Below are 26,479 nucleotides of genomic sequence, written 5' to 3'. Positions count from 1 at the left end.
GTTATTGGAAAGGCACTATGGCACAATCGCTTGTTATCGTCGAATCGCCTGCCAAGGCGAAGACTATCGAAAAATTTCTCGGCAAGGGCTACAAGGTTCTGGCCTCGTACGGTCACGTCCGCGCCATCCCCAGTAAACAAGGGATGGTCGATGTCGATAACGACTTCGAGCCCCAATACCAGATCCTGGCGGACAGCGAAAAACACATTCAGACGCTGAAAAATGCCGCCAAGGGTGCCGATGAACTGATCCTCGCCACTGACCTTGACCGCGAGGGGGAGGCCATCGCCTGGCACCTGCTGCAAGCCCTCGGGATCGACGAAAATGGTGCCAAACCAACAGTTAAACGGGTGGTCTTCAATGAAATCACCAAGGGCGCGATCCTCGCCGCGATGCAGCAACCTCGTGCGGTCTCCAAAGAGATGGTCGATGCTCAGCAGGCGCGCTCGGTCCTCGACTATCTGGTCGGCTTCAATCTCTCCCCCTTCTTGTGGAAGAAAATACGTTATGGACTTTCCGCCGGGCGCGTTCAGTCGGTAGCGTTGCGCCTGATCTGCGAACGGCAGAAGGAGATCGACGCTTTTAATCCCGAAGAATACTGGTCGATAGAAGCGACCCTCGATACGTTGCGCAAAGAGCCGTTCAGCGCGCGACTCTACTCAGTCGACGGCAAAAAACTCGACAAACTCGGGATCACCAATCAGACCTATGCCGACGAACTGGCCACTGCGTTGCGCACGGCCGATTATCGGGTCGCCCGGATCGACAAGAAGACCAAAAAACGCAATCCCAGCGCCCCGTTCACCACCAGTACCCTGCAACAGGAAGCAAGCCGCAAGCTCGGCTTTACCGCGCGCAAGACGATGACCGTGGCGCAAAAGCTCTATGAGGGGATTGACGTCGGCAGCGAAGGTGCCGTCGGTCTGATCACCTACATGCGAACCGATTCACTGACCCTGTCGTCAGTGGCCCTGGAAGAAGCCACCCAGGTCATCACCGCGCAGTATGGTGCTGAATACGCCTTAGCGGCTCCGCGCATCTTCAAGAATAAGAGCAAAAACGCCCAGGAAGCTCACGAGGCGGTGCGCCCCACGACCCTCACACGAACCCCGGAAGCGATCAGGAAATATCTCAGCTCCGATCAGTTCAAACTCTACCAGTTGATTTGGCAACGCACCGTCGCTTCACAAATGGCTGCGGCACTCCTCGCCGCGACCTCCGTCGATATCGCCGCCGGGGAAAAATTTCTCCTTCGCGCCAGCGGTCAGGTCGTCGAGTTTCCCGGCTTCATGCAACTCTATATCGAGGGAAAAGATCAGAATGGCGATGAGGACCAGGAGGGGTTGTTGCCGGTCATGGCTGAAGGCGAAACTGTTGCCCTCAAGGAGCTGGTGCCGGAGCAGCACTTTACCCAACCACCACCAAAGTTCACTGAAGCGAGTCTGGTTAAGACTTTGGAGGAATATGGCATCGGCCGCCCGTCAACCTACGCCAGCATTATCCAGACTTTGACCACCCGCAAATATGTCCGGATGGAGAAAAAAGCGTTTCAGCCGGAAGATGTCGGCATGGTCGTCAGTAACCTGCTGGCGGAACATTTTGCCACTTACGTTGATTACGCCTTTACCGCCGGAATGGAAGAAAAACTCGACGCGATCTCGCGCGGTGAAAAAGAGTGGCGGCCGACCCTCCGGGAATTCTGGCAGCCGTTTATCACCCTGCTGAAACAAAAAGACACCGAGGTCAACAAGTCTGACGTCACCACTGAAAAGACCGACAAAACCTGCCCCAAGTGCAGCAAGGGACTGGTCATCAAGCTTGGCCGCTCCGGGCGGTTTCTGGCCTGTTCCGGTTTCCCCGAATGCCGCCATACCGAGCCGCTGACCAGCGATGGCCAGCCCGCTGAAGAGCCGGAGGTCTCGGACGAAAAGTGTGACAAATGCGGTGCGCCGATGCTGATCAAGATGGGCCGCTACGGCAAATTCCTTGCCTGCAGCGCCTACCCCGGGTGCAAGAATATTCAGCCGCTGGAAAAGCCGAAATCGCTCGATATTCCCTGCCCGACGTGTAAAGAGGGGGTATTGATGGAGAAGAAGAGCCGCTACGGCAAAATCTTCTATTCATGCAACCGCTATCCGTCCTGCAAATATGCCCTCTGGGATCCACCGAAAGAAGAGCCGTGCCCGCTGTGTAAATGGCCGCTGACGGTAATCAAGACCACCAAACGCTTCGGCACCGTGCAGCGCTGTCCGCAGGATGAGTGCGAATACAGCAAGGTGCTGATCGAGCCGCAAAAGCGGCCGGTCGAGAAGAAGGCTCCCGCGAAAAAAACTGCCGCCAAGAAGCCTGTGGCCAGGGAAAAAGCGAAAAAAAAGTCATCCTGACCGATCATCTGGTTACTGTTTCACCTGTCCGGCCGGACCTCAGGGTCCGGCCGGTTTGTGTTTAAAAAAAATGATTTCAGCGTGAAGCACGCTGAGGAGACGAGGAAACGATCACCTGTTTTATTTTTCTTGGTGAGCTTCGTGAACTCCGTGGTAAAAACAGACCATAAATCATTCGACTTAACACCATTTGCAAGGATCAAGCATGGATATCACCATTATCGGCGGCGGTCTGGCCGGTTGCGAGGCCGCCTGGCAAGCAGCGGCGGAGGGGCTGCACGTCACCCTCTACGAAATGAAACCGCTGCGCTATTCACCGGCCCATCAGCGCGAAGAGCTGGCGGAACTGGTCTGCTCCAACAGCCTGCGCGGCGCGGGGATGAATAACGCCGTCGGCTGCCTGAAAGAAGAGCTGCGGCGTTGCCACAGTCTCTTCATTGCCGCCGCCGATGCCACGGCGGTCCCGGCGGGCGGGGCGCTGGCGGTTGATCGGGAAGCCTTCGCCACCTTCATCACCGCGCGGATTACCGCTCATCCACGAATCAAGCTGATCCGCGAAGAGCTCACCGCGATTCCCGCTGCCGGGACGGTCATTATCGCCAGCGGCCCTTTGACCTCCCCGCCCCTCGCCGCCGCCATCGCTCGCTTTACCGGAGCCGAGCAACTCTATTTTTATGACGCCATCGCGCCGATCATCGAAGTTGACTCGATCGATTTCTCCCGCGCCTGGCGCGCCTCCCGCTACGCCAAGGGGGGGGACGACTACATCAACTGCCCCCTTGGCAAGGAGGAGTACCTGCGTTTTATCGACGACCTCAACGGGGCAGAAAAAGTCCAGCCGCGCGACTTTGAACAGGCCATTCACTTTGAAGGGTGCATGCCGATCGAGGAGCTGGCGGCGCGCGGCCCGCTGACCCTCGCCTTCGGACCGATGAAGCCGGTCGGACTGCCCGATCCGCGTACCGGGCGGGAACCGTTCGCGGTGATTCAGCTGCGCCAGGACAACCGCCACGCCACCCTCTTCAATATCGTCGGCTTCCAGACCAAACTGACCTACCCGGAACAGCGGCGCATCTTCCGTACCATCCCCGGACTGCGCGATGCCCGCTTCGCGCGGCTCGGCAGCATGCACCGCAACACCTTTATCAACGCGCCGCGCACCCTTGACGGGCGGTTGCGCGCCAGGACCGATCCGCGCATCTTCTTTGCCGGTCAGATCACCGGTGTCGAAGGGTACGTCGAATCGGCCGGGAGCGGCTTTCTGGCCGGGATCTTTGCCGCCCGGACGCTCAAGGGGATGACCGTCGTCCCGCCGCCGCAGACCACCGCGCTCGGCGCGCTGCTGACCCATCTGCGCAGTGCCGACGCCGACAATTTTCAGCCGATGAACGTCAATTACGGCCTCTTCCCGCCGCTGACGGAAACCCGCAAACTTAAACGCGCCGACCGCCGCCTCGCCCAGGCGGAACGCGCCCTGGCCGATCTCGCCCCGTGGTGGGCACAGCTCATGGAGGAGCGCCGCGATGGCGGAGAATGAACAGATTGTCCTGGCGTCGGCTTCACCGCGGCGGCGTGAACTGCTGACTCAGGTCGGAGTGCAGTTCACCGTGGTACCGAGCACCGCCCCGGAAGAAGTCTTGCCGGACGAGACTCCGCAGGCCCATGTCACCCGCCTGAGCCTCGCCAAGGCCCGCGAGGTCGCCGCCCGCGCCGAGGTTGCCGGGCGCTGGTTCATCGGCAGCGACACCGTCGTGGTGCGCGACGGCGTAATCCTCGGCAAGCCGTGCGACGCCGCCGATGCGGCGGCAATGTTGCGTTCCCTCTCCGGCCGCAGTCACCGCGTCTGGTCCGGCTACGCCATCATCGACCGCCTCAGCGGACAGCAGGAGGCCTACGCCTGCGTCACCGTGGTCACCTTCAAGGAGTTGACCGACGCTGAAATCGTGGGGTATATTGCCACTGGTGAACCGATGGACAAGGCCGGAGCGTACGCCATCCAGGGACGCGGCATGTTCATGGTCCGCGCCATCGACGGCAGCTATCCGAATGTTGTCGGCCTGCCAGTCTGTGAAGTCGTCACGCGCCTCGAAGCACTCGGCGCGCACCGCATGTTCGGCGCAACAGAGACCACTTAAGGGCAAAGGGCAATAGGCCGCTGATCAAATCTGATCAAGGCGGATCTTGAATCGGCCAACCCTGCTTGCGCTCTTCGTGTCCTCGTGCCTCCAGTGAGTGCAACGAACGGGTGGTAAAAACCAGAAAAGGAAGATGACAATGCCTGAAAATATCGCCGCGAATCTTGCTGCCATTCATACCCGGATTGCTGCTGCGTGTGCTCGTTCCGGACGTAATCCGTCAGCCGTTCGGCTGGTCGCGGTTTCCAAGATCAAACCGGCGGCCGATGTGAGCGCGGCGTTTGCCGCCGGACAAACCGTTTTCGGCGAAAGTTACGCGCAGGAGTTGCGGGACAAGGCCGAGCAGCTCAGCGACCCGGTCGTCTGGCACTTTATCGGCGGGCTGCAATCGAACAAGGTCAAGTACCTGTGCGGCCATGTCGCCCTGATCCACTCCGTCGATCGCCTGTCGCTGGCCGAGGAGATCGACAAGCAGTGGGGCAAGGACGCGGCAATCGCCGACATCCTCATTCAGCTCAATCTCGGTGCCGAGCAGACCAAATCGGGGACCACCGCCGCCGCCCTCGAAAAGCTGGTGCGTCAGGTCGCCGCGCTGCCAAACCTCCGCATTCGCGGACTGATGGCGTTGCCGCCCTGGGAGGACGACCCCGAAGCGGTGCGCCCCTTCTTCCGCGAACTGCGCGAACTGGCCGCCGGGATTGCCGCGCTGCATATCCCCCGAGTGGAGATGAACGAATTGTCGATGGGGATGAGTCACGATTTTGAGGTGGCGATTGAGGAAGGGGCGACGCTGGTGCGGGTCGGGTCGGCGATCTTCGGGGAGCGTTGAGATAGCGGAAAAAGATGAGGCTGGAAAGTCGCTGATATTAAAACTTGACAATGGTATCAATTGATACCATACTTACGCCGAGGTCTGGTTCCTGCCACCTCGGCTTTTTTGAGGGGATACAATGGCAAGACCGAGCCATAAGGAACTGAACGGTAAACTTCACCTCGCGCGTGATGCGGTTCACGACAATCGAATTATCCTTATCGAACCTGCTGTTATTGTTTCAGATGCCATGGCCCTCGGCTATTCGATTCGGCATGAATTGCAACTGGTTTTACTGGAGCTTCTGAACAACACCGGGCCGGATCGTTATGCAGGCCATCATCCACCCGAAAGATCTTACGAAAAGCGGATTCGCAATCTCGATTTGTGGGCGTTTTCGGTGTCGTGCCAGAGATTTGAGCCGCGCGTCTACTACAAGTTTTCTCTCCAGAACGCATGGTTTTACCTGGTGTCGCTGCATGTTTGCACCAGTACGGGGGAGAAGTGGAGAACCCAAGATGAGTCAATCCATGAAAGAGATCTGCCCCAGCTGTGAGGGGCGAGTAGCGCAGGTCAACGTTGAAAAACAAACCCAAGTCAAAGGGGTGGATGTCACTTACACCGCCAGACTGCACCAGTGTTGCGATTGTGGGTTGGAGCTGGCTGATACTGAAGAAACCGCGACCATGCAGGAACGGCTGGCCGATGCTTACCGGCATGCCGTTGGCCTGCTCAGCAGTGAAGAAATTCGTCAGCTGCGCCAGAAACAGGGTTTTTCGCAACAGGCCCTGGCTGAGGCGCTGGAGGTTGGTGTTGCCAGCATCAAACGCTGGGAAACCGGAGTGGTTCAAAGCAAGTCGATGGATAACCTGCTGCGCACTCTGCTGCAAGACCATCCGTGCAACGAACACACCGGTAACCGCGATTTTTCCATCCCGCGCATCCGTCTGGTTCTCGATGCTTTTGAATCGCAGTTAGGGCGTCCATTATTGAAAAAAGATGATCGTATGCTCTATGCGGCCAAATACCTCTGGTATGCCGACATGAGCGCCTGTCGCGATCTTGGCCGAAGCATGACCGGGTCCACCTATGCGGCTCTGCCGATGGGACCTCAGCTTAACAACTATCGCGATCTGGTCGATGAGATATTCAAGGCTGATTTAACCGATGTCCCCCCGCTCAGTCAAACAGAAGCAGCCATTATCGCACTGGTTGCCAAAACCTTTCCGACCAATAAACAGGTGTTCGATGCTTCACACCGCGAAGCACTCTGGCAGGGCTGCCCGACCGGGGCGCTGATTCCCTATTCCCGTGCCGCTGAACTGATCGAAATGCCTCACCTCAAGGATCTCCCATGACCACTGAATTTGATCAACCAAGCGCCGGGGTCAAAAGCACCGGGGTCCACCGGGGTCAAGTCTTGCAATCAAACATTTCTATGGTAATTTTTTACCCATGGCCCGACAATTACGTATTGAATATCCAGGCGCAGTTTATCATGTGACTTCCCGTGGCAATGCTCGGAATGCCATTTATGCCGACGATGTTGACCGGGAAAAATTTCTAAAGGTACTGCATTCCGTTGTCACCCGCTACCGCTGGTTTTGCCATGCCTACTGCCTGATGGACAACCACTATCATCTGCTGATCGAAACCCCGAATGCCAACCTGTCGCAGGGAATGCGCCAACTCAATGGCGTTTATACCCAGAGATACAACAAACGGCACGGTTTGGTCGGTCATCTTTTGCAGGGGCGCTTTAAAGCGATAGTGGTCGAAAAGGAGAGTTATCTACTCCAGCTCTGTCGATACATTGTCCAGAATCCGGTGGCAGCAGATATCGCTTCGACGCCTGGGGAATGGCTGTGGAGCAGTTTCCAGGCGACCTGCGGACTTGCCCCCGCACCGGAATGGTTGAGCGTTGATTGGGTTCTCAGCCAGTTCAGCGAAAATATCGATGAGGCGCGGGATCGGTACCGGGAGTTCGTCGGCGCGAGGATAACGGACTGTAGCCCATGGGATGCGTTGATCGGTCGCGTTTTTCTGGGCAAGGAAGGATTCACCGAAAAGCTTGGACCACGACTCGCCGACCAGGAACAACTGGTGGAGGTTCCGAAAGAAGAACGCTTCGCCGCGAGGCCATCCCTGAGCAATCTCATGACAATGTCCCCACTGGTGAGCAGATCGGAACGGGATGCAAAAGCCTTCCGGGCCTACCGTGATTTTGGTTATACCCTGAAAGAGATTGCAGATTTTCTGGGCGTGCATTACGCGACGGTGAGCCGGGCGATAAAAAAAGTTGAGACCGATTTGCACGATTGCAAGACTTGACCCCGATGTTATTAACCATTGACAGCCGCGCGCATCCCTTGTAAACAACCCTACCATGACCTCCCATCGTCTGACCCAAAAAGAGATCGCCCTGTTCTTCTTTCCGCTGGTTCTCAACGTCCAGCTGATGAGCGTTTCGCATTCGATTATCAACGCCATTCTGGCGCGGCAGGACGATTTTATCACCGCGCTGGCCGGGTTTTCGGTGGCGATGGTTGTTCACCTCTTTCTCGCTTCTCCCTCCTACCAGAACCATACGATCACTATCGCCATGGTCCGCGACCGCCAGTCGTTGCGGAGCATGGCGATCTTCATCGTGCTGGTGGCTACCTACATCTCGATCATGCTGGCGCTGGTTGCTTTTACGCCGCTGGGCGTCTGGCTGCTGCGCGACCTGCTCGGGGTGAATAGCGCGGTCATGAGTGAAGCGCAAAGCGTCCTCGCCCTGCTTGTTTGCCTCCCTTTTTTCACCGGTTTTCGTGGATTGGCGCAGGGGCTGGTGATCCGCGCGCGGCGCACGGCGCTGGTATCGCTGGCCACCGGGGTGCGCATCGGCGCGCTGTTTGGATTTTTGCTGCTCGGCACCCGCTGGTTTTCCGGCGGGCAGATCGGGGCGTTCGGATTGTTGATGTGTGTCGCAACGGAATCGCTGCTGATCGGTTTCTTCGCCTGGCGGGTCAGGCTCCCCGCAGAGCAAGGCAAAGGTCGAACCACCGGGGAGGTTATTCGTTACGGCTTGCCGCTGGCCTACTCCTCGTGCCTGCAACAGACGATCCCGCTGCTGATCAACGCAATCATCAGCCGGATGCCTGACGGCACCCTGGCGCTGGCCGCCTTCGGCATCGTGCGCGGCTTCCTGTTTCTGCTCGCGGGACCGATGCGCAACTTGCAACAGGCCTATTTGACGTTGGTACACAGCGTTGAAGATTTTACCGCGTTGACCCGGTTTTTTGTCCGCGTGGGGATCGGGATGGGGGTAACCGTGCTGGTGCTTGCTTATCCATTGAACCCGCTGATCTTCGGTTCGTTGATGGGGGTGGCTTCACTGTTGCGCGACTATCTGACCTTGCCGTTGGCGCTGTGCGCGATTTTTCCACTGCTCTACGGGGGATCAAATCTGCTGCGTGGCTGGTTCGCCGGCGTCCATCGCACCGGGATGCTGGGGCGCTCGACGCTCCTGAAGACCGGCTACATGCTCGGCTGGTGGGGATTTCTGACCCTTGTGCCGCTGCCGATTTCCGGGGCGTTGCTGGCGGTCTTGCTGCTCCTTTCGGCGGAGTGCGTCGAGGGGTTGTATCTGCACCGGCAGAGGAACAGGTTTCTTGCCGGATAAGATCCCTGAATTACGCCGTTATTTCTCCAGCCGCGCCAGGGAGCCTGTCCGAGAATGAATGACCGGCTGCAAACCCAGCTGTTTGGCTCATATTTCAGCTCCTTTTTGCCCCATAGCTACGGGAGGCTGCAAACGAGCCAAAATCTGCCCTCAAACGTCTGGATTTTCGCTTTGACCCTTATTCTCGGAAAGACTCCAGATACTCCTCCCACTCCAGCGGTAGCAGACTCTGTTTTTTGGAATTGCACGCCTTGCACGCCGCCACACAATTTCCCCTGGTGCTGCGCCCGCCGCGAATCAGCGGCACCACATGGTCGAGGGTCAGCTCCTTCGGGGCGACCTGCGCGTTGCAGTAATGACAACGGCCAGCGGCGATCCGGTTTTGCCACCATCGGGTTTTACGCAGCTCACGCGCCTTGTTGCGTTCGCGGCGGATATCTTCGTCACTCGGTTCAATCAACATAGTACAACTCCAGGGTTCTTTTTTTCGGACTATAGTTTACCCGCAGAGGGCGAACAAGTATGTTAGAATCTGTTCGCCTTGCATATTTTTTTCAAATATGGCATGTGTTGCCGCTGTGATTGTGAAATCGTGGAGCAGAAAGAAACGAAGTCATTTATGAAAATTCTGATTGTTGGTGCCGGCCAGGTCGGTTATTTTTTGTGCGAACGGCTGGCCGCGGAAAATCATGAAGTCACCCTGGTGGACAGCAATGAAGACCAATTGCTCCGCGCCAGGGACCGTCTGAATTTACTCGGCATCCTCGGCAACGGTGCCAGTGCAGAGAGTCTGGAACAAGCCGGGATCAAGACCACGGATATTTTTATTGCTGTCACTGACCTTGATGAAGTCAATATCCTTGCCTGCCTCATCGCCCGTGAATATCACGTTAAAACGTTAGTCGCCCGCGTCAAAAGTATCGAATATTCCAGCCATGGTGCGATCCTTTCCAAAGAAAAACTCGGCATCAGCCTGTTGATCAACCCGGAGGATGCTGTCGCTGATGAAATTGCCAAAATCGCCTGTCGCCACGGGGCCTTCGATGTCGCTGAATTCGTCGACGGGCAGATTCAGTTTCTCGGCTATCGTATCAATGAGGACAGCCCACTCTGTGATCTGACCTTGAAAGAGCTGGGCGATATCCGCAGGATGTACCGTTTTGTCATTGCCGCGATCACACGTCAAGGACAAACAATTATCCCCCGCGGCGACGATATCATCTACTCCGGCGACAGCATTTTTGTCTTCGCTCACCATAAGGACCTGCCTGCAATCCAGTATTTGCTCAAGCTGGAGGGCGTGTCGCATAGTCGCTCACAACGTGCCTTCATCCTCGGTGGTGGACGGATCGGCCTGCGCATAGCCGAACAGCTGGAAAAACAAAAGTTCAATACCCGGCTGATCGACCGTGATATGAAACGCTGCGAGACCCTTTCCGCCAAATTGAAAAACACCCTGGTCATCCACGCCGAAGGGAGCGATATCCACACCTTGCAAGACGAAGGGATCGAAGGTGCAGATGTTTTTATCGCCGCAACCGAGAATGATGAAAGTAACATTCTCTGCTCGCTGCTCGCCAAACAGCATGGCGCGAAACGCATCATGACGCTGATCAACCAGCCGGAACTGTTCAGCCTGGCGTCGACACTGGGGATTGATGTTTGTGTTTCGCCACGGATCGCCGCGGCAGGAGCGATTCTTAAATATGTGCGCCGTGGCGACATTGTTTCTGTCGCCACAATCGAAGGGAGCAATTCCGAAATTCTCGAACTTGAGGTCAAGGCAGATTGTGCGATTGTCAATTTGCCCCTCAAGGATTTGAGCTTCCCCCGTGGCGCGGTGATTGGGGCGATCGTACGTGGCAAGGAGTACGAAATCCCCACCGGTGAAAGTATCCTGACTGCCGGAGATCGGGTCGTGGTTTTCGCTCTACCGGGTGCATTTGCCAAGGTGGAAGGATTTTTCAGCTAAATGAATATTCTGCTGACCGGACGCATTCTTGGGGCACTGCTCCTCTTTCTGGCGACGGCGCTCCTCATCCCGGTCCCCTTTTCGCTCTGGTATGATGACGGTGCGGCACTTGCGCTACTCGCTGCGGCGACAACCTCCCTGGCGGCAGGGGCCGTACTGTTCCTTAACTGTCGCAGCAATAAAGAACTTTCATTACGTGAAGGTTTTGCCATTGTTTCTTTCGGCTGGCTGTTCTACGCCCTCTTCGGGGCTTTGCCATACGTCATCAGTGGCGCGATCCCTTCGTACCTTGATGCGGTCTTTGAAACGATGAGCGGCTTTACAACCACCGGTTCGACGATTCTGGTCAACATCGAAAGGTTGCCCGAGAGCCTGCTGTTTTGGCGTGCCCTGACCCATTGGCTCGGCGGGATGGGGATCATCGTTCTGTCATTGGCGATCCTGCCGATGCTCGGGGTCGGCGGGATGCAACTGTTCAAAGCCGAGGTGCCGGGGCCGACCACCGACCGCCTGAAACCCCGCATTCAGGATACCGCGAAACTCCTCTGGGGGGTCTACGTGCTGTTGACAGCAGCGGAAACGCTGCTGTTGATGTACGGCGGCATGAACTTTTTTGAGGCGATCTGTCACTCCTTTGCGACCCTGGCAACCGGGGGATTTTCAACACGTAATGCTTCTGTTGCGGCGTTTGACAGTCCCTTCATCGAATGGGTGATTATCGTCTTCATGTTTCTGGCGGGGATTAACTTTTCACTGCACTATCACGCCTTGCGCGGGCGATTTCAGGAATATCGGCGCAACGAGGAATTCCTTACCTACGTCGGTATCACGCTGGTTGTAACAATTGTGCTGACTTTTTTGACTTTCGACACGGGGCATGGCGCGCTCGCCACGAGTCTGCGCGACAGCGCATTTCAAACCGTTTCGATTCTGACCACGACCGGGTTCGGCACCGCAGACTACGAGCTCTGGCCGGTGCTGGCTCAATATCTGCTGGTATTTCTGATGTTTGTCGGTGGCTGCGCCGGATCGACCGGGGGGGGGATGAAAGTTGCGCGCATTTTACTCCTGTTCAAACATGCCCAGGTGTCGGTCTTTCGGCTGATCCACCCCCGGGCGGTGCGGCTGGCAAAACTCGGGGGCACCCCGGTTGATCGCGAGGTCATGCAATCAATCCTCGGGTTCTTTGCACTTTTTATGGGGATCTTTGTTGCCGCATCGTTCATGCTTGCCGCGACGGGGCTGGATCTGGTTTCGGCCGCGGCAGCGGTCATCGCCACCCTCAGCAATATTGGCCCAGGACTCGGCAGTGTCGGGCCCACCGATAATTTTGCCCATGTTTCCGATCCGGGCAAGGGCATCCTGATTTTCTGCATGCTCGCCGGTCGCTTGGAACTCTTTACCGTTCTGGTTCTCTTCTTCCCCAGCTTCTGGCGCAAATAAACTACACATCCAGCGAACAGTCTTCGTAAAGAGCCGCAACCAGGCGCTCGACATCCCCCTGGGGGTGCCCGCCGGCCAGCAAAGCGTCCCGGTAACTATCGAGGGCACTGCGTAGCGGTAATGCTGCGTTACTGTCCTGATACAAACGCACCAGTCGCCTGAGCGCCACATCATTCAGTGGCTCCCTGAGTATAACCTCCTCGACAACCTTGATCGCTGCGCTAACGTCACGCCGCGCGGAATAAATAGCGCTGAGTTGCAAACAACAATTATTGAGCAGGGTTTGCACTTCCCGGCGTTGCGCAACCACTGGTGCAAAGTCAGGTAATACCGGGAGGAACGGTTCTTTGGCCAGCTCGATCGCTGCCAGCAGCGAACCCTCGGCGGCATTCAGGTGGCGTTGTTTAAGGTGCACCGCAGCTGTTTTGCACAACTGTGTAAATTGCGACAGATCACTCTGACAGTCGGGCAGCATCAGGATGCTGTGCTTGACCACGATCAGATCATCGACCCGCCCCTTGGGCAAGACGGCTTCAACCACTCTGCGGGTGCGCAAGATAAGCGAATCGAAACTTGATCGCGCTTTCGGTGCCGGGCTGTCCGGCCAGAGAGCCGCGGCCACGGTCTCGACCGGCAATTGCCTGAGGGACGCGCTCAGCAATAATCCGAAAAGTGCGCGTTGGGTCTTACTCAGTTGCTCACTGCGCAAAACCACCCGCTTATCGACCAACAGTTGCAAGCCGCCGAAGGTCTTGAAAATGAAGGGGGCGTTGGCGTCAAGCGGAGCGGCGGCGCGATCCCCCCCGGCAATGGTCTGCCGCAGTCGGCGTTCAACCTGGCCCCGGTTCATTGCCAGGTCGATGGCAACACAGAGCCTTTTTTCCTCAAATGGTTTGAGAATATAACCGAAAGCATCAATGCCGATGGCCTGATCAACCAATTCCTGCTCACCAAATGCGGTTAAAAATACGATCGGTGTCCACTTCTGACGCTGAATCTCACGCGCTGCTTCCAGGCCGTCAATCTTTCCGCCCAGGCGAATATCCATCAACACCAGGTCAGGCTTCTCGCGCGTGGCGACCCGAATCGCCTCTTCTCCGGAGGTCACGCAACCGGTCACCGAAAAACCATAATTTTCGAGGGTTTCACAAATATCCATCGCCACGATACGCTCATCTTCAACAACCAGAATGCGCCCCTTACTCATATCAAATCCTTTTCAGCGTCTTTGTGACTGTTGGCCTGGTCGAGAATGGCGGTCGCCCTGCTGACATGAAAGGGGAACTTGAGGATGGCGCACGACCCGTTTGTGTCGATAAATGTCATCTCGCCATTTAATTGTTCGGCCAGGCTGTGCACCAGAGTTAAACCAAGGGATCGCGTTGTTTTGTCAATCCCCCCCCGTCCATTATCTTCAACACTTAACATCACGAAACCTCTCACCTGGCGCAGAGTCACAACCACATTTCCCGATTTTCTGCCGAGGAAAGCATGTTTAAACGCATTTCCCAGCAACTCACTCAAAATCATGCCGCAAGGCATTGCCTGATCGACACTGAGGTTCACGGCATGTAATTCTTCGCGAACGGTAATCGACCGGTCGGTGGCCCCGTAAACAACGGCAAGCTGGTCGATGAACACCCTGATAAAATGATCAAAAGCAACCTCATTCAACTTCTCACCACGGTACAGCTGCTCGTGAATCAGCGCCATGGAACGGATGCGCTCGCGCACGGAGAGTAATTCGGAGTGCCCTTCTGCAACACCATTTTTACGCAGTTGCAAGCTGATCAAACTGGAGATCACCTGCAAGTTGTTCTTCACCCGATGGTGAATTTCCCTGAGCAGTAATTCTTTTTCCGCGAGCAGGGCGTCCTTCTTTTTCTCGATACGCACCCGGCGGTTAACTTCCGAAGTCAGGCGGTCGTTGGCCAATACCAGTTCAGCGGTGCGTTGCTTGACCCTTTCCTCCAGCCTGGCGTTGACTGTTGTTAATTGTCTTTCGTGCTGATTAATCCGCGCCAGCATGCGCTTGAATCCGTCCAGCAAAACACCGATTTCGTCCGCACCCCGCCCGATCTGCGGCGCTTCCTCGTCGCGCTTGTCACCAAAAACTTCGCCCATCTCACCGACCAGCTGTTGCAGCGGTTCTGAAATCAAGCGTTGTAACCGCAAGGTCAGAAAATAGGCAACGACCCCGGCGACCAGCAGCGCCCCCAGGCTGATCAGGCTGGTCAGCAGATAACGCTCCCGCAACGAACTGAGTTCCGCCTTGATAAATAGTTTACCGATCAGCTCGCCTGCGATGACAACCGGTTGATAAAAATATAAAAAGTCGTCTGAAAAATATTCGTGGGTAGCAAAGACTTCCCCTCCGGGCCAGTCAACAGATTGCCACGCTGTGTCCTGGCGTTGACCCTTGCGCAAAAATTCCGCAAATGGGCGCGCATTATCAACGAGCAACACAGCCTGAACGATTTCAGGTTCAAACTGGAAGGCACTCAACATCTGATTTGCCGCGTCGGCATCGTTAAAAGCGACCGCAGCACGACTGTTGAACGCAACGACAGCGCCGATGGCGCTCAGGTCAGCAACCGTGTCACGACGGTCCTGATGCACATTGACCAGGTCATTGATCAGGGTAACCAGGAGGATAGCGGTGCAACTGATGGTCATCATCATGATGATCAGTTTGGTTTTGATCGGCAGCTTGCTAAAGGAGAAGATCATTCTATCCCCCTCACCGGAACCTTGCCTTCAACCTCATCGGCCAACCGCAACACCTCGGAACTGATCGTTATACCGGCTTTTTTCGCTGCAACGAGGTTGATCACAAAGTGCAGGCGCCGCTCAACCGTAAAGAGCCTGATCATGCCCCCTGCCGCGGTAAAATCGGGTGCCCGGCCAACCGTGAGTATCGGCAACCGGGAGATTCGCGTCAGCAAGGGGGGGGAAGGGCTTTCGCCTTCCCCAAAAAACACAATGTGCGGCGCGGCATCACCTTCGTCAAGATTGTGCAGTAGTTGTACTTTAACCGGACGGTCAGCGACATACCGCCCGGTGAGCGTCGCGGCGGCAATGTCAGCAAAATCTTTATCAAGGGTGGCAATGACAAAAAACTCCCGCTGGTCCAGAGCAGACTTTGGCCAGTGGGAGAAAAGGGCGAAATTATACAGGTAGGCTGCCGTCACCTGATCCGTCGGAAAACGGTAGGACAAGTCACGCCCCAACGCTCCTGCGGGGAGGAACAGCAGGATAATCAGCAGTGAAAAAAGAAAAAAACGTGGTCCCATCTTGTTACACATTCCCCTCGCAACAAATTACCAGAGGCAGGTCAGCTTGAGATACCCACCCCGTTCAACCTCCGCAGGGTAAACACTGAAGAGTGTCTCTCGCGGAAACTCCTGACGCCGCGCATCAAGCAGATTCTGGCCGACCAGTTCAAGCGTCAGGTTGCGCTGTAACTTCCACGCCAAACGTAAATCCAGATCCAAATATGCCGGAATATCGTCGCGGCCCATATGGCTGGCATAACGCAGGGTTAAACCGGTCTCGGTGTGTTCCGTCGGGTCATAGTCGATGCGCAGATAGGCATGATACGAGGGAGTTTTTTCTTCTTCGTCTTGTGCAAAACTGCGCACCAGAGCACTGGCATTGGGGTCACGATGTTTGAAATCAACGTGAATATAGGTGGCGGAAAAAAAAGTTTTCAAACGAGCGGACAGTCTCCAGTTAACCGCCAGTTCGGCCCCGCAGGTTTCCCCGCTGACGTTATTTTCAATGCTTCCGACCAATGTCGGCGCAGTTCCCCCGACGACTTCAAAGCTGCGCAGGTGACTGTATTTATTGTAAAAAAGCGCGGTATCGAAACTGAAATCCTCGGTCGGGGAGCTGCGGTATCCCAGTTCGTAAGCAGTCACTTGCTCCGCGTCAAAGTCCGGGTTGCCGTAAAGAATCCCCAGGCCATTCACGGCGAGTCGGCTCTCACGTTCGAGGCGACCGGGGGTTCGGGCCACACGGGAAACAGCGCCCCATAACGAATGACGCTCGTTCGGTACCATCAGCAGACGCAGATTCGGCTGTGCCTCCCAATGGGTATAGGGATTATGTTCCAGCTTCACGCCGAGAGTCGCCAAAAACCGGCGATCCAGCAATGACAACTCATGTTGGGCAAAAACGTTATAAACGTTTTCGCGTCGGTCTACCGAACTCAAGGAATATTTTGGCGAGCCATGCGCATGGCTGCTGGTGCTCCGATATCCCCCCCCCCACAGAATGGTATTGGCTCCCAGAGAAAAGTCATGCTGAAAATCAAGATCATAAACGCCGCGGGATTCCTCCAGCAAAAAATCTTTCCGACTTTCGTAGTCGTAATAGAGTCTTAACTTGGTGGCATGTCCGGCAAGATCTTTGCGCTGCCAGTGCAGCAGCAGATTCCCCCCGGCGATCAGAGTATTATCGGTGACGATTGCCGGGGGCGTACTCTCACCAACGATCCCGGCCCGGCCTTTGAACAAATCACCTTGCAGCGTAACCGACTGATCATCAATCCGCTGATCATAGCGAAACCCGGTACGCTGCATGGACCATTCGTCATGGCTGTCACTGTCCGCCACGGTCCGATAATTATCGCGTAAAAAATGCTTGCCGAAGATCCGCCAGGCCCGATCAGCAGAGGAATTTTCCCCGATGCGCCAATTGACAAAACCACGTTCTTCGCTCCCCGCCCCCGCTGACATCAGCACCCCCGGAGTGAGTTGGGCGCTGCGGGTAACAATGTTGATCACCCCGTTTACCGCATGGGAGCCCCACAGTGCCGCCGCCGGCCCGCGAATAACTTCAATCCGGTCGACATCTTCCAGCAACGTATCCTGACTGGTCCACAACACGGCGGAATAAAGGGTATTAAAAACACTGCGTCCATCGATCAGGACCAGTAACTTGTTTGCATAAAGGCTGTTGAAGCTGCGTGAACTGATCGCCCATTTATTGCTGTCAACACGGGAAACCAGCAGCCCCGGCGCCATGCGCAGCGCCTCGGGAATACTGGTTACCCCGGAACGGCGAATATCCTCGCGAGTGATGACAAAAACGGCCGCCGAAACCTCCGCCAGCTTGCGCTCTTTTTTGGACGCTGACGTGACCTCCAGCGACATCAATTGCTGCAGAGCGAGTGCGGAAATCTCGCTTTCCGGTACCAAGCGGTCGTGTTCAGCGGCACGTGCCACGCCCCCGCCAAGTGAAACGATGCTCAGGACAACGCCAAAAAGCAGCAGAGCGAAATGGCTTTCCCTTGGTAAGACAACGGTCATAAACAATCACTTTCCAGATTCCGCAAAAAAATTCATCCTGACCGGTGATGAGGACCTCGGTGCAGTCCCTCACGCCCCCCGAAATTAATAAATCAATCGATCAATACAAACCCAAGCTGGCGACCGGTCTGCCCTTTATCCCGCCGATGGGAGAACAACGTCTCGCGGTGACAACAGGTACACTCCCTGGCGATCTCGATCTTGTGCGCCAACAGTCCCGCTGCATTGAGTTGCAGTTCGCAACAACGGCGCAGGTCGAGGTGCCATTTCCCCAACGCGACCTCAACGGAAATTTCGTCCCAGCGCCCCGCTCCATGGCGGAAAGCATCGCGCACCGGACGATCGACCTGGTAGGCATGCGCGCCGATACCGGGACCGACCGCCGCCAGTAACTGTTCCGGTCGACAGCCATATTCGGCATGCATGACCTGAACGGTTTTCTCGATCAGGCTGTACGCCGCGCCACGCCAGCCAACATGAACGACGCCCGCAACCTTGCGTTGCGAATCGACCAGCAGCACCGGGTAGCAGTCGGCGGTCAGAATACCGACCATGATTTTCGGTTGATCGGTAACCACAGCATCGCATGCGACACTCAGAAAGTATGACAGGTCGGGGTTCGGTTCATTGACCAGCAGGACATCGCTGCCATGGACCTGATTAACTGTCAGTAACTGGTGCGGGCGCAACCCGAAGGCGCGGGTCAGGGTCGAACGATTCCCCTCGACATTGACCGCCAGATCGTCGGTATTGTACCCCAGATTCAGCGAGTTGAACGGTGCCCGACTGACGCCACCATTCCTCCCGGTAAACCCGGCGCGAACGCCGCAATGTTCCGCCCAGGTCGGTTGCAGATAACCAATTTTACCCTCGTGTGCAAATTTCATTATCATTCCTTCTCGTCCGGGCATGGCGAAACGGGCTCCGCAGTACCGTATTTTTCATCGAGATAATCCACCAAGCGGGCCATATCGGTCGGCAGAGGACTTGTGAATTCGCAATATTCACCGGTTAGCGGATGACTAAAGCCGAGCAGCCGGGCGTGCAGCGCCTGACGCCCCAAAGCACGGATCAACGCACACAAATGCTCATCCTTGACGCACTTGCGCGGATCTCTGCCATAGGTCTGATCCCCTACCAGGGGATGGTTGTACTCAGCAAGATGGACCCGGATCTGATGGGTCCGCCCGGTTTCGAGGCGCAATTCCACCAGGCTCAAACGGTCATCCTCGTAGCTGCGTAAAACTTTCCAGTGAGTGACTGCCCGACGCCCCCCGCGCCCCTTGCCACTCATCTTTTTGCGTTGCGTTGGGTGGCGACCAATCGGCTGATCAATCGTGCCGCGCGGGGTCGGTAATATCCCGTGAATCAACGCCTGATAGCGGCGGTTAACACGATGTTCACTGAATTGCTGCGCCAGGGACTGATGCGCCGCATCATTTTTCGCTGCGACCAGCACCCCGGAGGTGTCCTTGTCCAACCGATGCACAATCCCTGGACGTAACTCCCCTCCGACTCCGGACAGATCGTCGCAATGATGCAACAATGCATTCACCAGCGTGCCATCGCCATGCCCGGCGGCGGGATGAACAACCAGCCCGGCCGGTTTGTCGATGACAATCAGAACCGGATCTTCGTAGAGGATGGTAAGGGGAATTGCCTGGGGAAGGGTCTGCGTCGGGACCGGCTCCGGGAGTGTCACCGACAGGGTTTCACCACCCTTCAGCTTCGTTCCCGCTTTAATGGTACTGCCGTCAATAATGACCTGGCCATCGTCGATCAGCTTTTTCAATTGCGAACGTGACAGCTCCGGCAACGTCCTGGCCAAAAACCGGTCAATCCGTTCGGGGGGCTGTCCGGGAGGAAAGACCAGTGCCCTGTGGTCAGCCATTTACCAGATGGGGCTTTCGATCTTGCCTGCCTGCTTGATCATGACATCAACAATTGCCCGATCAAAGAGCTGATCCCGCTCGGTGAGCGCGGGGTCAACCCGGCCATGAAAATGCTCCCGGCCCTCTTGCAGCTCTTCGGCGAGCGCATCGAAGATGTTGTCGTTTTTTATCCCGTCCTTGACCTTTTCCTGGTTGTAAAGCGCGATATCGGAGATAATCGCCCGCGCCAGGCGGAATGCAAGCTTAGGATTGTCAACCAGTTTGGCCATGCTACCTCCAATAGTTACCGCGCCCATCTAACCGCCACACACTGCGGCGAGCCAGGAACGGTTGCCGCACAGGGGATTTCCCAGCAACGAACTCGGGCAGAGTAACGGAAATTTGCCAGATTGTCAATTTTTACCAGGCGTTCCAAGGGTTTCCAGAAAAATTCCCAGTTGTGTGTGATCACCACGCCAATCACAGCTGTAATGGGGACCGTTCCGCTCAATTAACCAGGGGTCGACCAGGAAGGTCGGGATGCCCACTTTGCGGGCCGCCAGATCATGTTCCGTATCGTTGCCAACCATCACCACTTCAGCGGCAGACAAGCCGAGTTTCGTCAGTACCTGGCGGAAATAACCAGGGTGCGGTTTACAATAATGGCTGTTTTCCAGTGACGTAACCAATGCGTAAGGCAATGCGCCGATCCCGGCCCACTCCAGCCGGGCCGCAACCACCTCGCGCGGAAAGACCGGGTTGGTCGCGATGACCACCTGCATCCCCCGTTCAAGACAAGTGAGCAAAAGCGCCTGCGCTTGTGGCAAAGGCGTCACCAACGATTGTAATCCGGCAAGGCTTTGTGCATAAAAGTTTCTGAATCGAACCGCGCCGACCAGCGGATCGATCCCCAGTCGTCGTTCCAGCACCTCCGCAACCACCAGCGCATTCAAGCGCCCGTCGTCTGCCTCAAGAAGTGCCGAGATCAGTCTGCGCATCGTCCGCGCAAAGCGCTCGGGGGCGACCAGATCGGAAAAATGTCCAGCCAGTCGCTCAAGATAAACAGGAATAAAGCGCGACATATCGACATCCAGCAGGGTTCCGTCAAGATCAAAGAGAACGGCGCGTACCCGTGCCGGATCGAAGCGGTCGACGCACCCGTCAACCATGTATTGCCGCCTTCTCGACCGCCAGCGCCGCCTCTTTAAATGCCTCGGCCAGCGTCGGATGTGCGTGAACCGTTGCCGCAATATCGCGCACGCTGCCGGAAAAACTCATCACTGCGGTTGCCTCGGCGATCAGTTCTGAGGCCCGTGCCCCGACAATATGCACGCCAAGGATCCGGCCATCCACGGGTGCGGCGAGCACCTTGACCAGCCCCTCGGTTGCGGCCAGACAGTGGGCACGTCCGCTGGCGAGAAAGGTGAACTTGCCAACCGCATAGTCGGTCCCGGCACCTTGCAGTTGTTCCTCGGTCTTGCCGATCGTCGCGACTTCCGGCATGGTATAGACCACGCCGGGAATCAGCTCAAGATCGACCCTGGTCTGGCGTCCATGTTGCCGTTCGACAAAGGCAACCCCTTCCTCCATCGCCTTGTGCGCCAGCGGCGGACCGTCGATCAGATCACCAAGGGCATAAACTCCGGCGGCACTGGTTCGATAATCGACATCCACCTGAACCCGCCCGGCAGCGGTCAGCGCAACGCCAGCCTCTTCGAGCCCCAGCCCGGCCGTTACCGGTTTACGCCCGATCGCCACCAGCAGCTTGTCGCAAACAAGTTCATCCGCCCCTTTCGGCCCGGTGACCGTCGCTTTGATCCTTTCCCCGTCTTCTTTCCAGGCGGTGACCTTGCTCTGCAAATGAAATTTAAACCCTTGCTTGTGCAACGCGCGTTGCAGCGTAGCGGCAATTTTACGATCAATCTGCGGCAGGATATGGGGCAGCATCTCGACCACCGTAACTTTGGCTCCGAGGCGGCGCCAAACCGACCCGAGTTCCAGACCGATAAAGCCGCCGCCGATCACCACCAAATGTTCGGGAACCTGGGTAAACGCCAGCGCGGCGGTCGAATCAACAATCCGCTGTCCGTCAAAGGGCAGTTCGGACAACCCCTGCGGCTGCCCCCCGGTAGCCAGCAAAACCTTCCGCCCGACCAGCTCTGCCGGAAGGCCGTCAGCGGCATCCACCAACCGAACATGTCGCCCTCCCTCCCCCGTGTCCCCAAGGATACCACGTGCCTGAATATGTTTGATCTTATGTTTTTTAAACAGCAGAGCGATGCCGCCGGTCAGTTTGGTGACCACTTCGGCCTTGCGCTCCTGCATCCGCGCCAGATTGAGTCGCGGCGCTTCAATGTCGATCCCATGCCCGGCAAATTCATCCCGCGCCAGGGAAAAATATTCACTCGAATCAAGCAACGCTTTACTCGGAATGCACCCTTCGTTGAGACAGACCCCCCCCAGAGTTGCGCGTTGTTCAACCACCACCACCCGCTCCCCCAGTTGCGCCGCACGGATTGCCGCGACATAACCGCCAGGGCCACCGCCGATCACCACCAGATCAAAAATATCCTCCGCCATTTCTTGCTCCGTAATTATTTTTTGTAAGGGCATGGATGTTCCCCCCTTCACAGTTCGAGAATCAACTCTTCCGGAGCCTCAACCAGATCCTTGATGCGTTTGAGACAACCGACCGCCTGACGACCATCGACAAGACGATGATCATAACTCAACGCCAGATACATCATCGGACAAATAACAATTTCGCCATCGCGGGCCACCGGGCGCTCCTGAATCGCGTGCATGCCGAGCACCCCGCTTTGCGGAACATTGAGGATCGGCGTGCTCAATAAAGAGCCGTAAACCCCGCCGTTGCTGATGGTGAAAGTGCCGCCCTCCAGCTCCGCCAGGGCAATCTTGTTAGTGCTGACTTTTTCCCCGAACTCCGCAATCTGACGTTCGATCGCCGCGAAACTCAGCTGGTCAGCGTCGCGCAATACCGGCACCACCAACCCCTTCTTGCCGCCGACCGCAATGCCAATGTGCTGCGCGTGATGATAAACAATATCGTCGCCGTCGATCTGTGCGTTGACCTCAGGGAATTCCTTGAGTGCAGCCACCGTCGCCTTGACAAAGAACGACATGAACCCCAGCTTGACCTGGTGCCGGGCCATGAAATGTTCCTGATGTTCACGGCGCAGCCTGATGATATGACTCATATCCGCTTCGTTGAAGGTGGTCAGCATCGCCGTCTGCTGCCGCGCCTGAAGCAACCGCTCGGCAATTTTTTTGCGCAGCGGGGACATCGGTTTGCGGGTGGTCCGCTCTGCTGCATCGTGCCACTCAGTCGGTGGGGATTCCCTTGCGGGAGTTACCGTAGTCGTCTCCTGGTCCGCCACGGTGGCGCTCGCCGTCAACACATCAGCGACGATCACCCGACCATCGCGACCGCTCCCGTGCAGTGTTGCCGGATCGATGCCACGTTCTTCCGCCAGTTGTCGCGCACCGGGATTGATCGGCGCCGCGCCAGAACTTTTCGCGGTTCTGGTCACAGTCGGCGCGGTGTCCTGGACAGCCGCGCTTGCATCGATCGTGGCAATGGTCGCACCGATCGGCAGCGTTTCACCTTCTGCCGCCTGCAGCGCAATCGTCCCCGCCGCATCGGCACGGATTTCAACGGTGACTTTGTCGGTTTCAAATTCGCAGATCAATTCGTCTTTTTGCACCGTATCACCCGTTTTTTTATGCCACTTGGCAATCAGCCCCTCGAGGATCGACTCGCCGACTGCCGGTATTTTGACATCCATAAAAGACTCCATATTGATTAGTAGGGCTTGTAAAAATGGGTTAAAGTTGGTTAAAGGGTAACTATCCACCTACCCGTCCAAGGGTCGTCATCCCCGAAGGATCCTGTCGGGGATCCAGACTTTCAACCCTGAAAAATCTGGATTCCGGCTAAAATCATGCCGGAATGACGCTGTAGGAGCCACCTTCAGGCGCGATGATTCGCGGCTAAAGCCGCTCCCACAGAAGATCTGAACAGTTACGTTAAAGGGTCAACGCCGCGTCGATGATGTGTTGCTGTTCCTCCAGGTGCAGACGATGCAAACCGACCGCCGGAACCGCCGCAGCCTCACGTCCAAAATAGCCGACCTCACCGGCTGCCAGCGCTGCCAGCTGCGGACGCAAGTGACGCCATGCCCCCATATTTTCAGGCTCTTCCTGCACCCAGAACAGTGGTCGATCTAAAGCGCGATACGGTTCCAGCGCAGCGCTGAGCAGCTCGGTATGCAGCGGATAGAGTTGCTCAACACGGATCAGGGCGACATCGTCACGCTGTTCCTCATTGAGCCGGGCCAGCAGTTCGTAGTAAATTTTCCCACAGCACACCAGCACCCGCCGCGTTGCCTGCGGGTCGCTGGTTGCAGGAAGCACTGGCTGAAACGTGCCACTACTCAGTTCTCGCACACTTGAACGACAAAGCGGATTGCGCAGCAGACTTTTCGGGGTAAAGACGACCAGCGGACGCCGGTAGGGCAGCTTGACCTGTCGCCGCAGCAGATGAAAAAACTGGGCCGGGGAACTCGGGTAAGTGACCAGCAGATTCTCTTCGGCACACAGTTGCAGATAGCGTTCGATTCGGGCGCTGGAATGCTCCGCCCCCTGCCCCTCATAGCCATGCGGCAGGAACAGGGTAATCCCGCTGGCGCGATCCCACTTGGAAATCCCGCCGGCAATAAACTGGTCGATGATCACCTGGGCACCGTTGGCAAAATCGCCGAACTGCGCCTCCCAGATCGTCAGCCCTTCGGGGGTCTCCAGCGAATATCCGTATTCAAAACCAAGGACTGCCGCCTCGGAGAGCATACTGTTGTAAAACTGTGCCGCTGCCTGTCCTCTTCCCAGTGCCGCATAAGGCGTGAACAGCGCGCCATTGCGCTGATCGACCAGCATGGCGTGACGGTGATTAAACGTCCCGCGCCGTGAATCCTGCCCTGAAACCCGCACTGGCACTCCCTCCGCCAGCAGGCTGGCAAAAGCCAGGGCCTCGGCGTTTCCCCAGTCGATTGCCGCGCCTGACTCCAGTGCCGCCAGGCGTCCGTGCAACAACTTTTCCACTTTCGGATGCAGCGCGAACCCGGACGGAACGTGCGCCAGTTTCTTCCCCAGCTGCTGAAGGGTTTTCGCCGCAACTGCGGTGACCGGTTGCTGCGGCGAATAATCCCGCTGCACCCTCGCCCACTTCTCTTGATAACCCACTTCGGCCGGTTGCGGCGCAGCTTCCAGCGCCGTCTCCAGCCTGGCGGTGACCTCCTGCGCCAACGCGTCGATCGCCGCAGGGGGAACCCCCTCCGCCACCAGCTGCTCGGCGTAAACCTTATCGATCGGCGGGCGATCCTTGATCCTGGCATACATCAGCGGTTGAGTAAAAGATGGCTCATCCCCTTCATTATGCCCATGCCGACGGTAGCAGCAGATCTCAACCACAGCGTCTTTGGCAAAACGCTGTCGATAATCAAAGGCCAGTTCGGCGACGAAAACCGCCGCCTCGGGATCTTCGCCGTGGATATGAAAGATCGGTGCCTGGAGCATCTTGGCAACATCGGTGGCATAGGGGGTCGAGCGGGCATCTTTCGCCGTGGCGGTAAAGCCGATTTGATTATTAACAATAACATGCAGCGTACCGCCGACCTGATAACCATCAATCTGCGACAGGTTGAGGGTCTCGGCAACCAGCCCCTGCCCGGCAAAAGCCGCATCTCCGTGAATCAATACCGGGAGCACCTTTTGTTTCCCCCCCGGACCATGCAGATTGTGACGCGCGCGAGATTTGCCGATCACCACCGGATCGACCGCTTCAAGATGGCTCGGATTGGGAGCGACAGTCAGATGAATCGTCGCCCCGGAGGGGAGCTTGCGGTCGGTTGAAAACCCTTTGTGGTATTTGACGTCACCGTCACCGATAAAACCGAGTTCGAGGTTGTCGGCGAATTCGGCAAAAATATTCTCCAGCGGTTTGCGTAAAATGTTGGCCAGCACATTCAGCCGCCCGCGGTGCGACATCCCCATCACCAGGTCGCGAACGCCACTGCGGGCAGCGTGTTCGACCAGGGCATCAAGGAGCGGAATCAACGTCTCGCCACCTTCGAGGGAAAAGCGCTTCTGGCCGACAAATTTGCGCTGCAGAAATCGCTCAAAAAGGGCCGCTTCCTGAATCTTTCCGAGCACCGCGAGCTTTGTCTCGCGACTTAGCTGCGGCCGATTGCGACACGGTTCCATCCGCTCCTTCAACCAGTCGCGCTCGACCGGATTCTGGATATGCATGAACTCCACTCCGACGCTGCGGCAATAGGTGTCGCCAAGGATGGCAAGGATTTCACGCAGGGTGGCGCTTTCTTTTTCGAAACGCACCGAATGAAAGACTCGATCGAGATCGTTTTCATCAAGGCCGAAGGACTCCAGGGCGAGCCGGGGATGCGTCGCGGGGGCAGGGTCGAGCGGATTGATGGCGGCCTGCAAATGACCCAGATCACGATACCGATAGAGCAGCGACTGAACCGCTGATTCCTTCAGCGCCGGTTCTGCAGCAAGCGGCGTTTTTGTCTCCAGCGCCAGATCGAACCCGCTGAAAAAAAGCTGCCGATCGGCAGCCACCGAATCAGGATCAGCCTGCCAGCGACGATATTCCTTCTCCAGATATTCAGGACTGAGGTGCATCCAAAAATTCATGACTCCCCCTGCAAAACAATGCGGTTTCTTTATCGAAGTAGAAGTATATCAGGGCAAAGAAGCGATGCAAAGCGACAAAGGTCGAGCCTTATTTCGTTTGTTACCGGCAAAAGTCGACAGATGAAATTGTCGTTCGCCACCGCGACAGTTCCTGCTAT

Annotated in this window: 22 protein-coding genes; 10 read left to right on the top strand and 12 right to left on the bottom strand. The window is 56.7% G+C overall.

Annotated features, from left to right (window positions below):
• Nucleotides 1-17: 17 nt before the first annotated feature.
• The 8 genes from topA (at nt 18) to K0A93_01955 (ending at nt 8,994) form a co-directional block, all read left to right on the top strand.
• Nucleotides 18-2,384: a type I DNA topoisomerase gene (gene topA, locus K0A93_01990; GenBank protein MBW6510875.1), complete on the top strand. Its 2,367-nt coding sequence runs from the start codon at nt 18-20 to the stop codon at nt 2,382-2,384.
• A 205-nt stretch (nt 2,385-2,589) separates the two neighbouring features.
• Nucleotides 2,590-3,921 (top strand): methylenetetrahydrofolate--tRNA-(uracil(54)-C(5))-methyltransferase (FADH(2)-oxidizing) TrmFO, encoded by a 1,332-nt coding sequence (gene trmFO, locus K0A93_01985; GenBank protein ID MBW6510874.1) that lies wholly within the window; start codon nt 2,590-2,592, stop codon nt 3,919-3,921.
• Nucleotides 3,908-4,519 (top strand): Maf family protein, encoded by a 612-nt coding sequence (locus K0A93_01980; protein ID MBW6510873.1) that lies wholly within the window; start codon nt 3,908-3,910, stop codon nt 4,517-4,519. The genes trmFO and K0A93_01980 overlap by 14 nt, the downstream gene beginning before the upstream one ends.
• 139 nt (nt 4,520-4,658) lie before the next feature.
• Complete coding sequence (locus K0A93_01975) at nt 4,659-5,348, top strand: YggS family pyridoxal phosphate-dependent enzyme (GenBank protein MBW6510872.1); 690 nt, start codon at nt 4,659-4,661, stop codon at nt 5,346-5,348.
• Nucleotides 5,349-5,469: 121 nt separating this feature from the next.
• Nucleotides 5,470-5,886, top strand: coding sequence for a hypothetical protein (locus K0A93_01970; protein MBW6510871.1), 417 nt, complete (start codon nt 5,470-5,472; stop codon nt 5,884-5,886).
• Nucleotides 5,861-6,688, top strand: a complete 828-nt coding sequence (locus K0A93_01965; protein ID MBW6510870.1) for a type II toxin-antitoxin system MqsA family antitoxin — start codon at nt 5,861-5,863, stop codon at nt 6,686-6,688. The genes K0A93_01970 and K0A93_01965 overlap by 26 nt, the downstream gene beginning before the upstream one ends.
• A 97-nt stretch (nt 6,689-6,785) precedes the next feature.
• A complete protein-coding gene (locus K0A93_01960; GenBank protein MBW6510869.1) occupies nt 6,786-7,661 on the top strand; it encodes a transposase in 876 nt (291 codons plus the stop codon).
• 55 nt (nt 7,662-7,716) lie between these two features.
• Entirely contained in the window at nt 7,717-8,994 is a 1,278-nt protein-coding gene (locus K0A93_01955) for a hypothetical protein (protein ID MBW6510868.1), read from the top strand.
• Nucleotides 8,995-9,172: 178 nt separating this feature from the next.
• Here K0A93_01955 and K0A93_01950 read toward each other — a convergent pair whose 3' ends face one another.
• Entirely contained in the window at nt 9,173-9,457 is a 285-nt protein-coding gene (locus K0A93_01950) for an HNH endonuclease (protein ID MBW6510867.1), read from the bottom strand.
• Nucleotides 9,458-9,613: 156 nt separating this feature from the next.
• Between K0A93_01950 and trkA the strand changes: the two genes are divergently transcribed.
• Together trkA and K0A93_01940 are read left to right on the top strand one after the other, a co-directional pair.
• The gene (trkA, locus tag K0A93_01945) at nt 9,614-10,966 is read left to right on the top strand and encodes a Trk system potassium transporter TrkA (protein ID MBW6510866.1); all 1,353 of its coding nucleotides are present in this window, start codon (nt 9,614-9,616) and stop codon (nt 10,964-10,966) included.
• Complete coding sequence (locus tag K0A93_01940; protein MBW6510865.1) at nt 10,967-12,409, top strand: TrkH family potassium uptake protein; 1,443 nt, start codon at nt 10,967-10,969, stop codon at nt 12,407-12,409.
• Between the two features lies 1 nt (nt 12,410).
• On the opposite strand, the gene K0A93_01935 is transcribed toward K0A93_01940, so the two are convergent.
• From K0A93_01935 to K0A93_01885, 11 genes are all read right to left on the bottom strand, one after another.
• Nucleotides 12,411-13,616 carry a response regulator gene (locus tag K0A93_01935; protein MBW6510864.1) on the bottom strand — a complete coding sequence of 402 codons (1,206 nt, stop codon included), beginning with the start codon at nt 13,614-13,616 and terminating at the stop codon, nt 12,411-12,413.
• A complete protein-coding gene (locus K0A93_01930; GenBank protein ID MBW6510863.1) occupies nt 13,613-15,139 on the bottom strand; it encodes a hypothetical protein in 1,527 nt (508 codons plus the stop codon). Before K0A93_01930 ends, K0A93_01935 begins: the two co-directional genes overlap by 4 nt.
• Nucleotides 15,136-15,702 (bottom strand): YfiR family protein, encoded by a 567-nt coding sequence (locus K0A93_01925; protein ID MBW6510862.1) that lies wholly within the window; start codon nt 15,700-15,702, stop codon nt 15,136-15,138. The genes K0A93_01930 and K0A93_01925 overlap by 4 nt, the downstream gene beginning before the upstream one ends.
• A gap of 27 nt (nt 15,703-15,729) precedes the next feature.
• Complete coding sequence (locus K0A93_01920) at nt 15,730-17,721, bottom strand: TonB-dependent receptor (protein MBW6510861.1); 1,992 nt, start codon at nt 17,719-17,721, stop codon at nt 15,730-15,732.
• Nucleotides 17,722-17,813: 92 nt separating this feature from the next.
• Complete coding sequence (gene pgeF, locus K0A93_01915; protein MBW6510860.1) at nt 17,814-18,608, bottom strand: peptidoglycan editing factor PgeF; 795 nt, start codon at nt 18,606-18,608, stop codon at nt 17,814-17,816.
• A 2-nt stretch (nt 18,609-18,610) separates the two neighbouring features.
• Entirely contained in the window at nt 18,611-19,612 is a 1,002-nt protein-coding gene (locus tag K0A93_01910) for an RluA family pseudouridine synthase (protein MBW6510859.1), read from the bottom strand.
• Nucleotides 19,613-19,882 carry a hypothetical protein gene (locus tag K0A93_01905; GenBank protein ID MBW6510858.1) on the bottom strand — a complete coding sequence of 90 codons (270 nt, stop codon included), beginning with the start codon at nt 19,880-19,882 and terminating at the stop codon, nt 19,613-19,615.
• Nucleotides 19,883-20,005: 123 nt separating this feature from the next.
• Entirely contained in the window at nt 20,006-20,761 is a 756-nt protein-coding gene (locus tag K0A93_01900) for an HAD family hydrolase (GenBank protein MBW6510857.1), read from the bottom strand.
• Nucleotides 20,754-22,172: a dihydrolipoyl dehydrogenase gene (gene lpdA / locus K0A93_01895; protein ID MBW6510856.1), complete on the bottom strand. Its 1,419-nt coding sequence runs from the start codon at nt 22,170-22,172 to the stop codon at nt 20,754-20,756. The genes K0A93_01900 and lpdA overlap by 8 nt, the downstream gene beginning before the upstream one ends.
• A 47-nt stretch (nt 22,173-22,219) precedes the next feature.
• Nucleotides 22,220-23,398, bottom strand: a complete 1,179-nt coding sequence (odhB, locus tag K0A93_01890) for a 2-oxoglutarate dehydrogenase complex dihydrolipoyllysine-residue succinyltransferase (GenBank protein ID MBW6510855.1) — start codon at nt 23,396-23,398, stop codon at nt 22,220-22,222.
• 241 nt (nt 23,399-23,639) lie between these two features.
• Nucleotides 23,640-26,321, bottom strand: coding sequence for a 2-oxoglutarate dehydrogenase E1 component (locus tag K0A93_01885; GenBank protein ID MBW6510854.1), 2,682 nt, complete (start codon nt 26,319-26,321; stop codon nt 23,640-23,642).
• Nucleotides 26,322-26,479 lie beyond the last annotated feature (158 nt).

This window comes from Desulfuromonadaceae bacterium, assembly GCA_019429445.1.
In the GTDB taxonomy this organism is placed as follows: domain Bacteria; phylum Desulfobacterota; class Desulfuromonadia; order Desulfuromonadales; family JAHYIW01; genus JAHYIW01.
The sequence above is the reverse complement of the archived record's forward strand: the minus strand, read 5'-3'. Positions and strand labels throughout refer to the sequence as shown.

Bases quoted from the DNA above. Each gene is read 5' to 3' on its own strand.
- K0A93_01905 (MBW6510858.1), bottom strand. From the start codon at position 19,882: ATGGCCAAACTGGTTGACAATCCTAAGCTTGCATTCCGCCTGGCGCGG.
- K0A93_01970 (MBW6510871.1), top strand. From the start codon at position 5,470: ATGGCAAGACCGAGCCATAAGGAACTGAACGGTAAACTTCACCTCGCG.
- K0A93_01885 (MBW6510854.1), bottom strand. From the start codon at position 26,321: ATGAATTTTTGGATGCACCTCAGTCCTGAATATCTGGAGAAGGAATAT.
- K0A93_01920 (MBW6510861.1), bottom strand. From the start codon at position 17,721: ATGACCGTTGTCTTACCAAGGGAAAGCCATTTCGCTCTGCTGCTTTTT.
- lpdA (MBW6510856.1), bottom strand. From the start codon at position 22,172: ATGGCGGAGGATATTTTTGATCTGGTGGTGATCGGCGGTGGCCCTGGC.
- K0A93_01910 (MBW6510859.1), bottom strand. From the start codon at position 19,612: ATGGCTGACCACAGGGCACTGGTCTTTCCTCCCGGACAGCCCCCCGAA.
- K0A93_01940 (MBW6510865.1), top strand. From the start codon at position 10,967: ATGAATATTCTGCTGACCGGACGCATTCTTGGGGCACTGCTCCTCTTT.
- K0A93_01900 (MBW6510857.1), bottom strand. From the start codon at position 20,761: ATGGTTGACGGGTGCGTCGACCGCTTCGATCCGGCACGGGTACGCGCC.
- trmFO (MBW6510874.1), top strand. From the start codon at position 2,590: ATGGATATCACCATTATCGGCGGCGGTCTGGCCGGTTGCGAGGCCGCC.
- K0A93_01930 (MBW6510863.1), bottom strand. From the start codon at position 15,139: ATGATCTTCTCCTTTAGCAAGCTGCCGATCAAAACCAAACTGATCATC.
- K0A93_01975 (MBW6510872.1), top strand. From the start codon at position 4,659: ATGCCTGAAAATATCGCCGCGAATCTTGCTGCCATTCATACCCGGATT.
- trkA (MBW6510866.1), top strand. From the start codon at position 9,614: ATGAAAATTCTGATTGTTGGTGCCGGCCAGGTCGGTTATTTTTTGTGC.
- K0A93_01935 (MBW6510864.1), bottom strand. From the start codon at position 13,616: ATGAGTAAGGGGCGCATTCTGGTTGTTGAAGATGAGCGTATCGTGGCG.
- K0A93_01925 (MBW6510862.1), bottom strand. From the start codon at position 15,702: ATGGGACCACGTTTTTTTCTTTTTTCACTGCTGATTATCCTGCTGTTC.
- pgeF (MBW6510860.1), bottom strand. From the start codon at position 18,608: ATGAAATTTGCACACGAGGGTAAAATTGGTTATCTGCAACCGACCTGG.
- K0A93_01965 (MBW6510870.1), top strand. From the start codon at position 5,861: ATGAAAGAGATCTGCCCCAGCTGTGAGGGGCGAGTAGCGCAGGTCAAC.
- K0A93_01980 (MBW6510873.1), top strand. From the start codon at position 3,908: ATGGCGGAGAATGAACAGATTGTCCTGGCGTCGGCTTCACCGCGGCGG.
- odhB (MBW6510855.1), bottom strand. From the start codon at position 23,398: ATGGATGTCAAAATACCGGCAGTCGGCGAGTCGATCCTCGAGGGGCTG.
- topA (MBW6510875.1), top strand. From the start codon at position 18: ATGGCACAATCGCTTGTTATCGTCGAATCGCCTGCCAAGGCGAAGACT.
- K0A93_01960 (MBW6510869.1), top strand. From the start codon at position 6,786: ATGGCCCGACAATTACGTATTGAATATCCAGGCGCAGTTTATCATGTG.
- K0A93_01955 (MBW6510868.1), top strand. From the start codon at position 7,717: ATGACCTCCCATCGTCTGACCCAAAAAGAGATCGCCCTGTTCTTCTTT.
- K0A93_01950 (MBW6510867.1), bottom strand. From the start codon at position 9,457: ATGTTGATTGAACCGAGTGACGAAGATATCCGCCGCGAACGCAACAAG.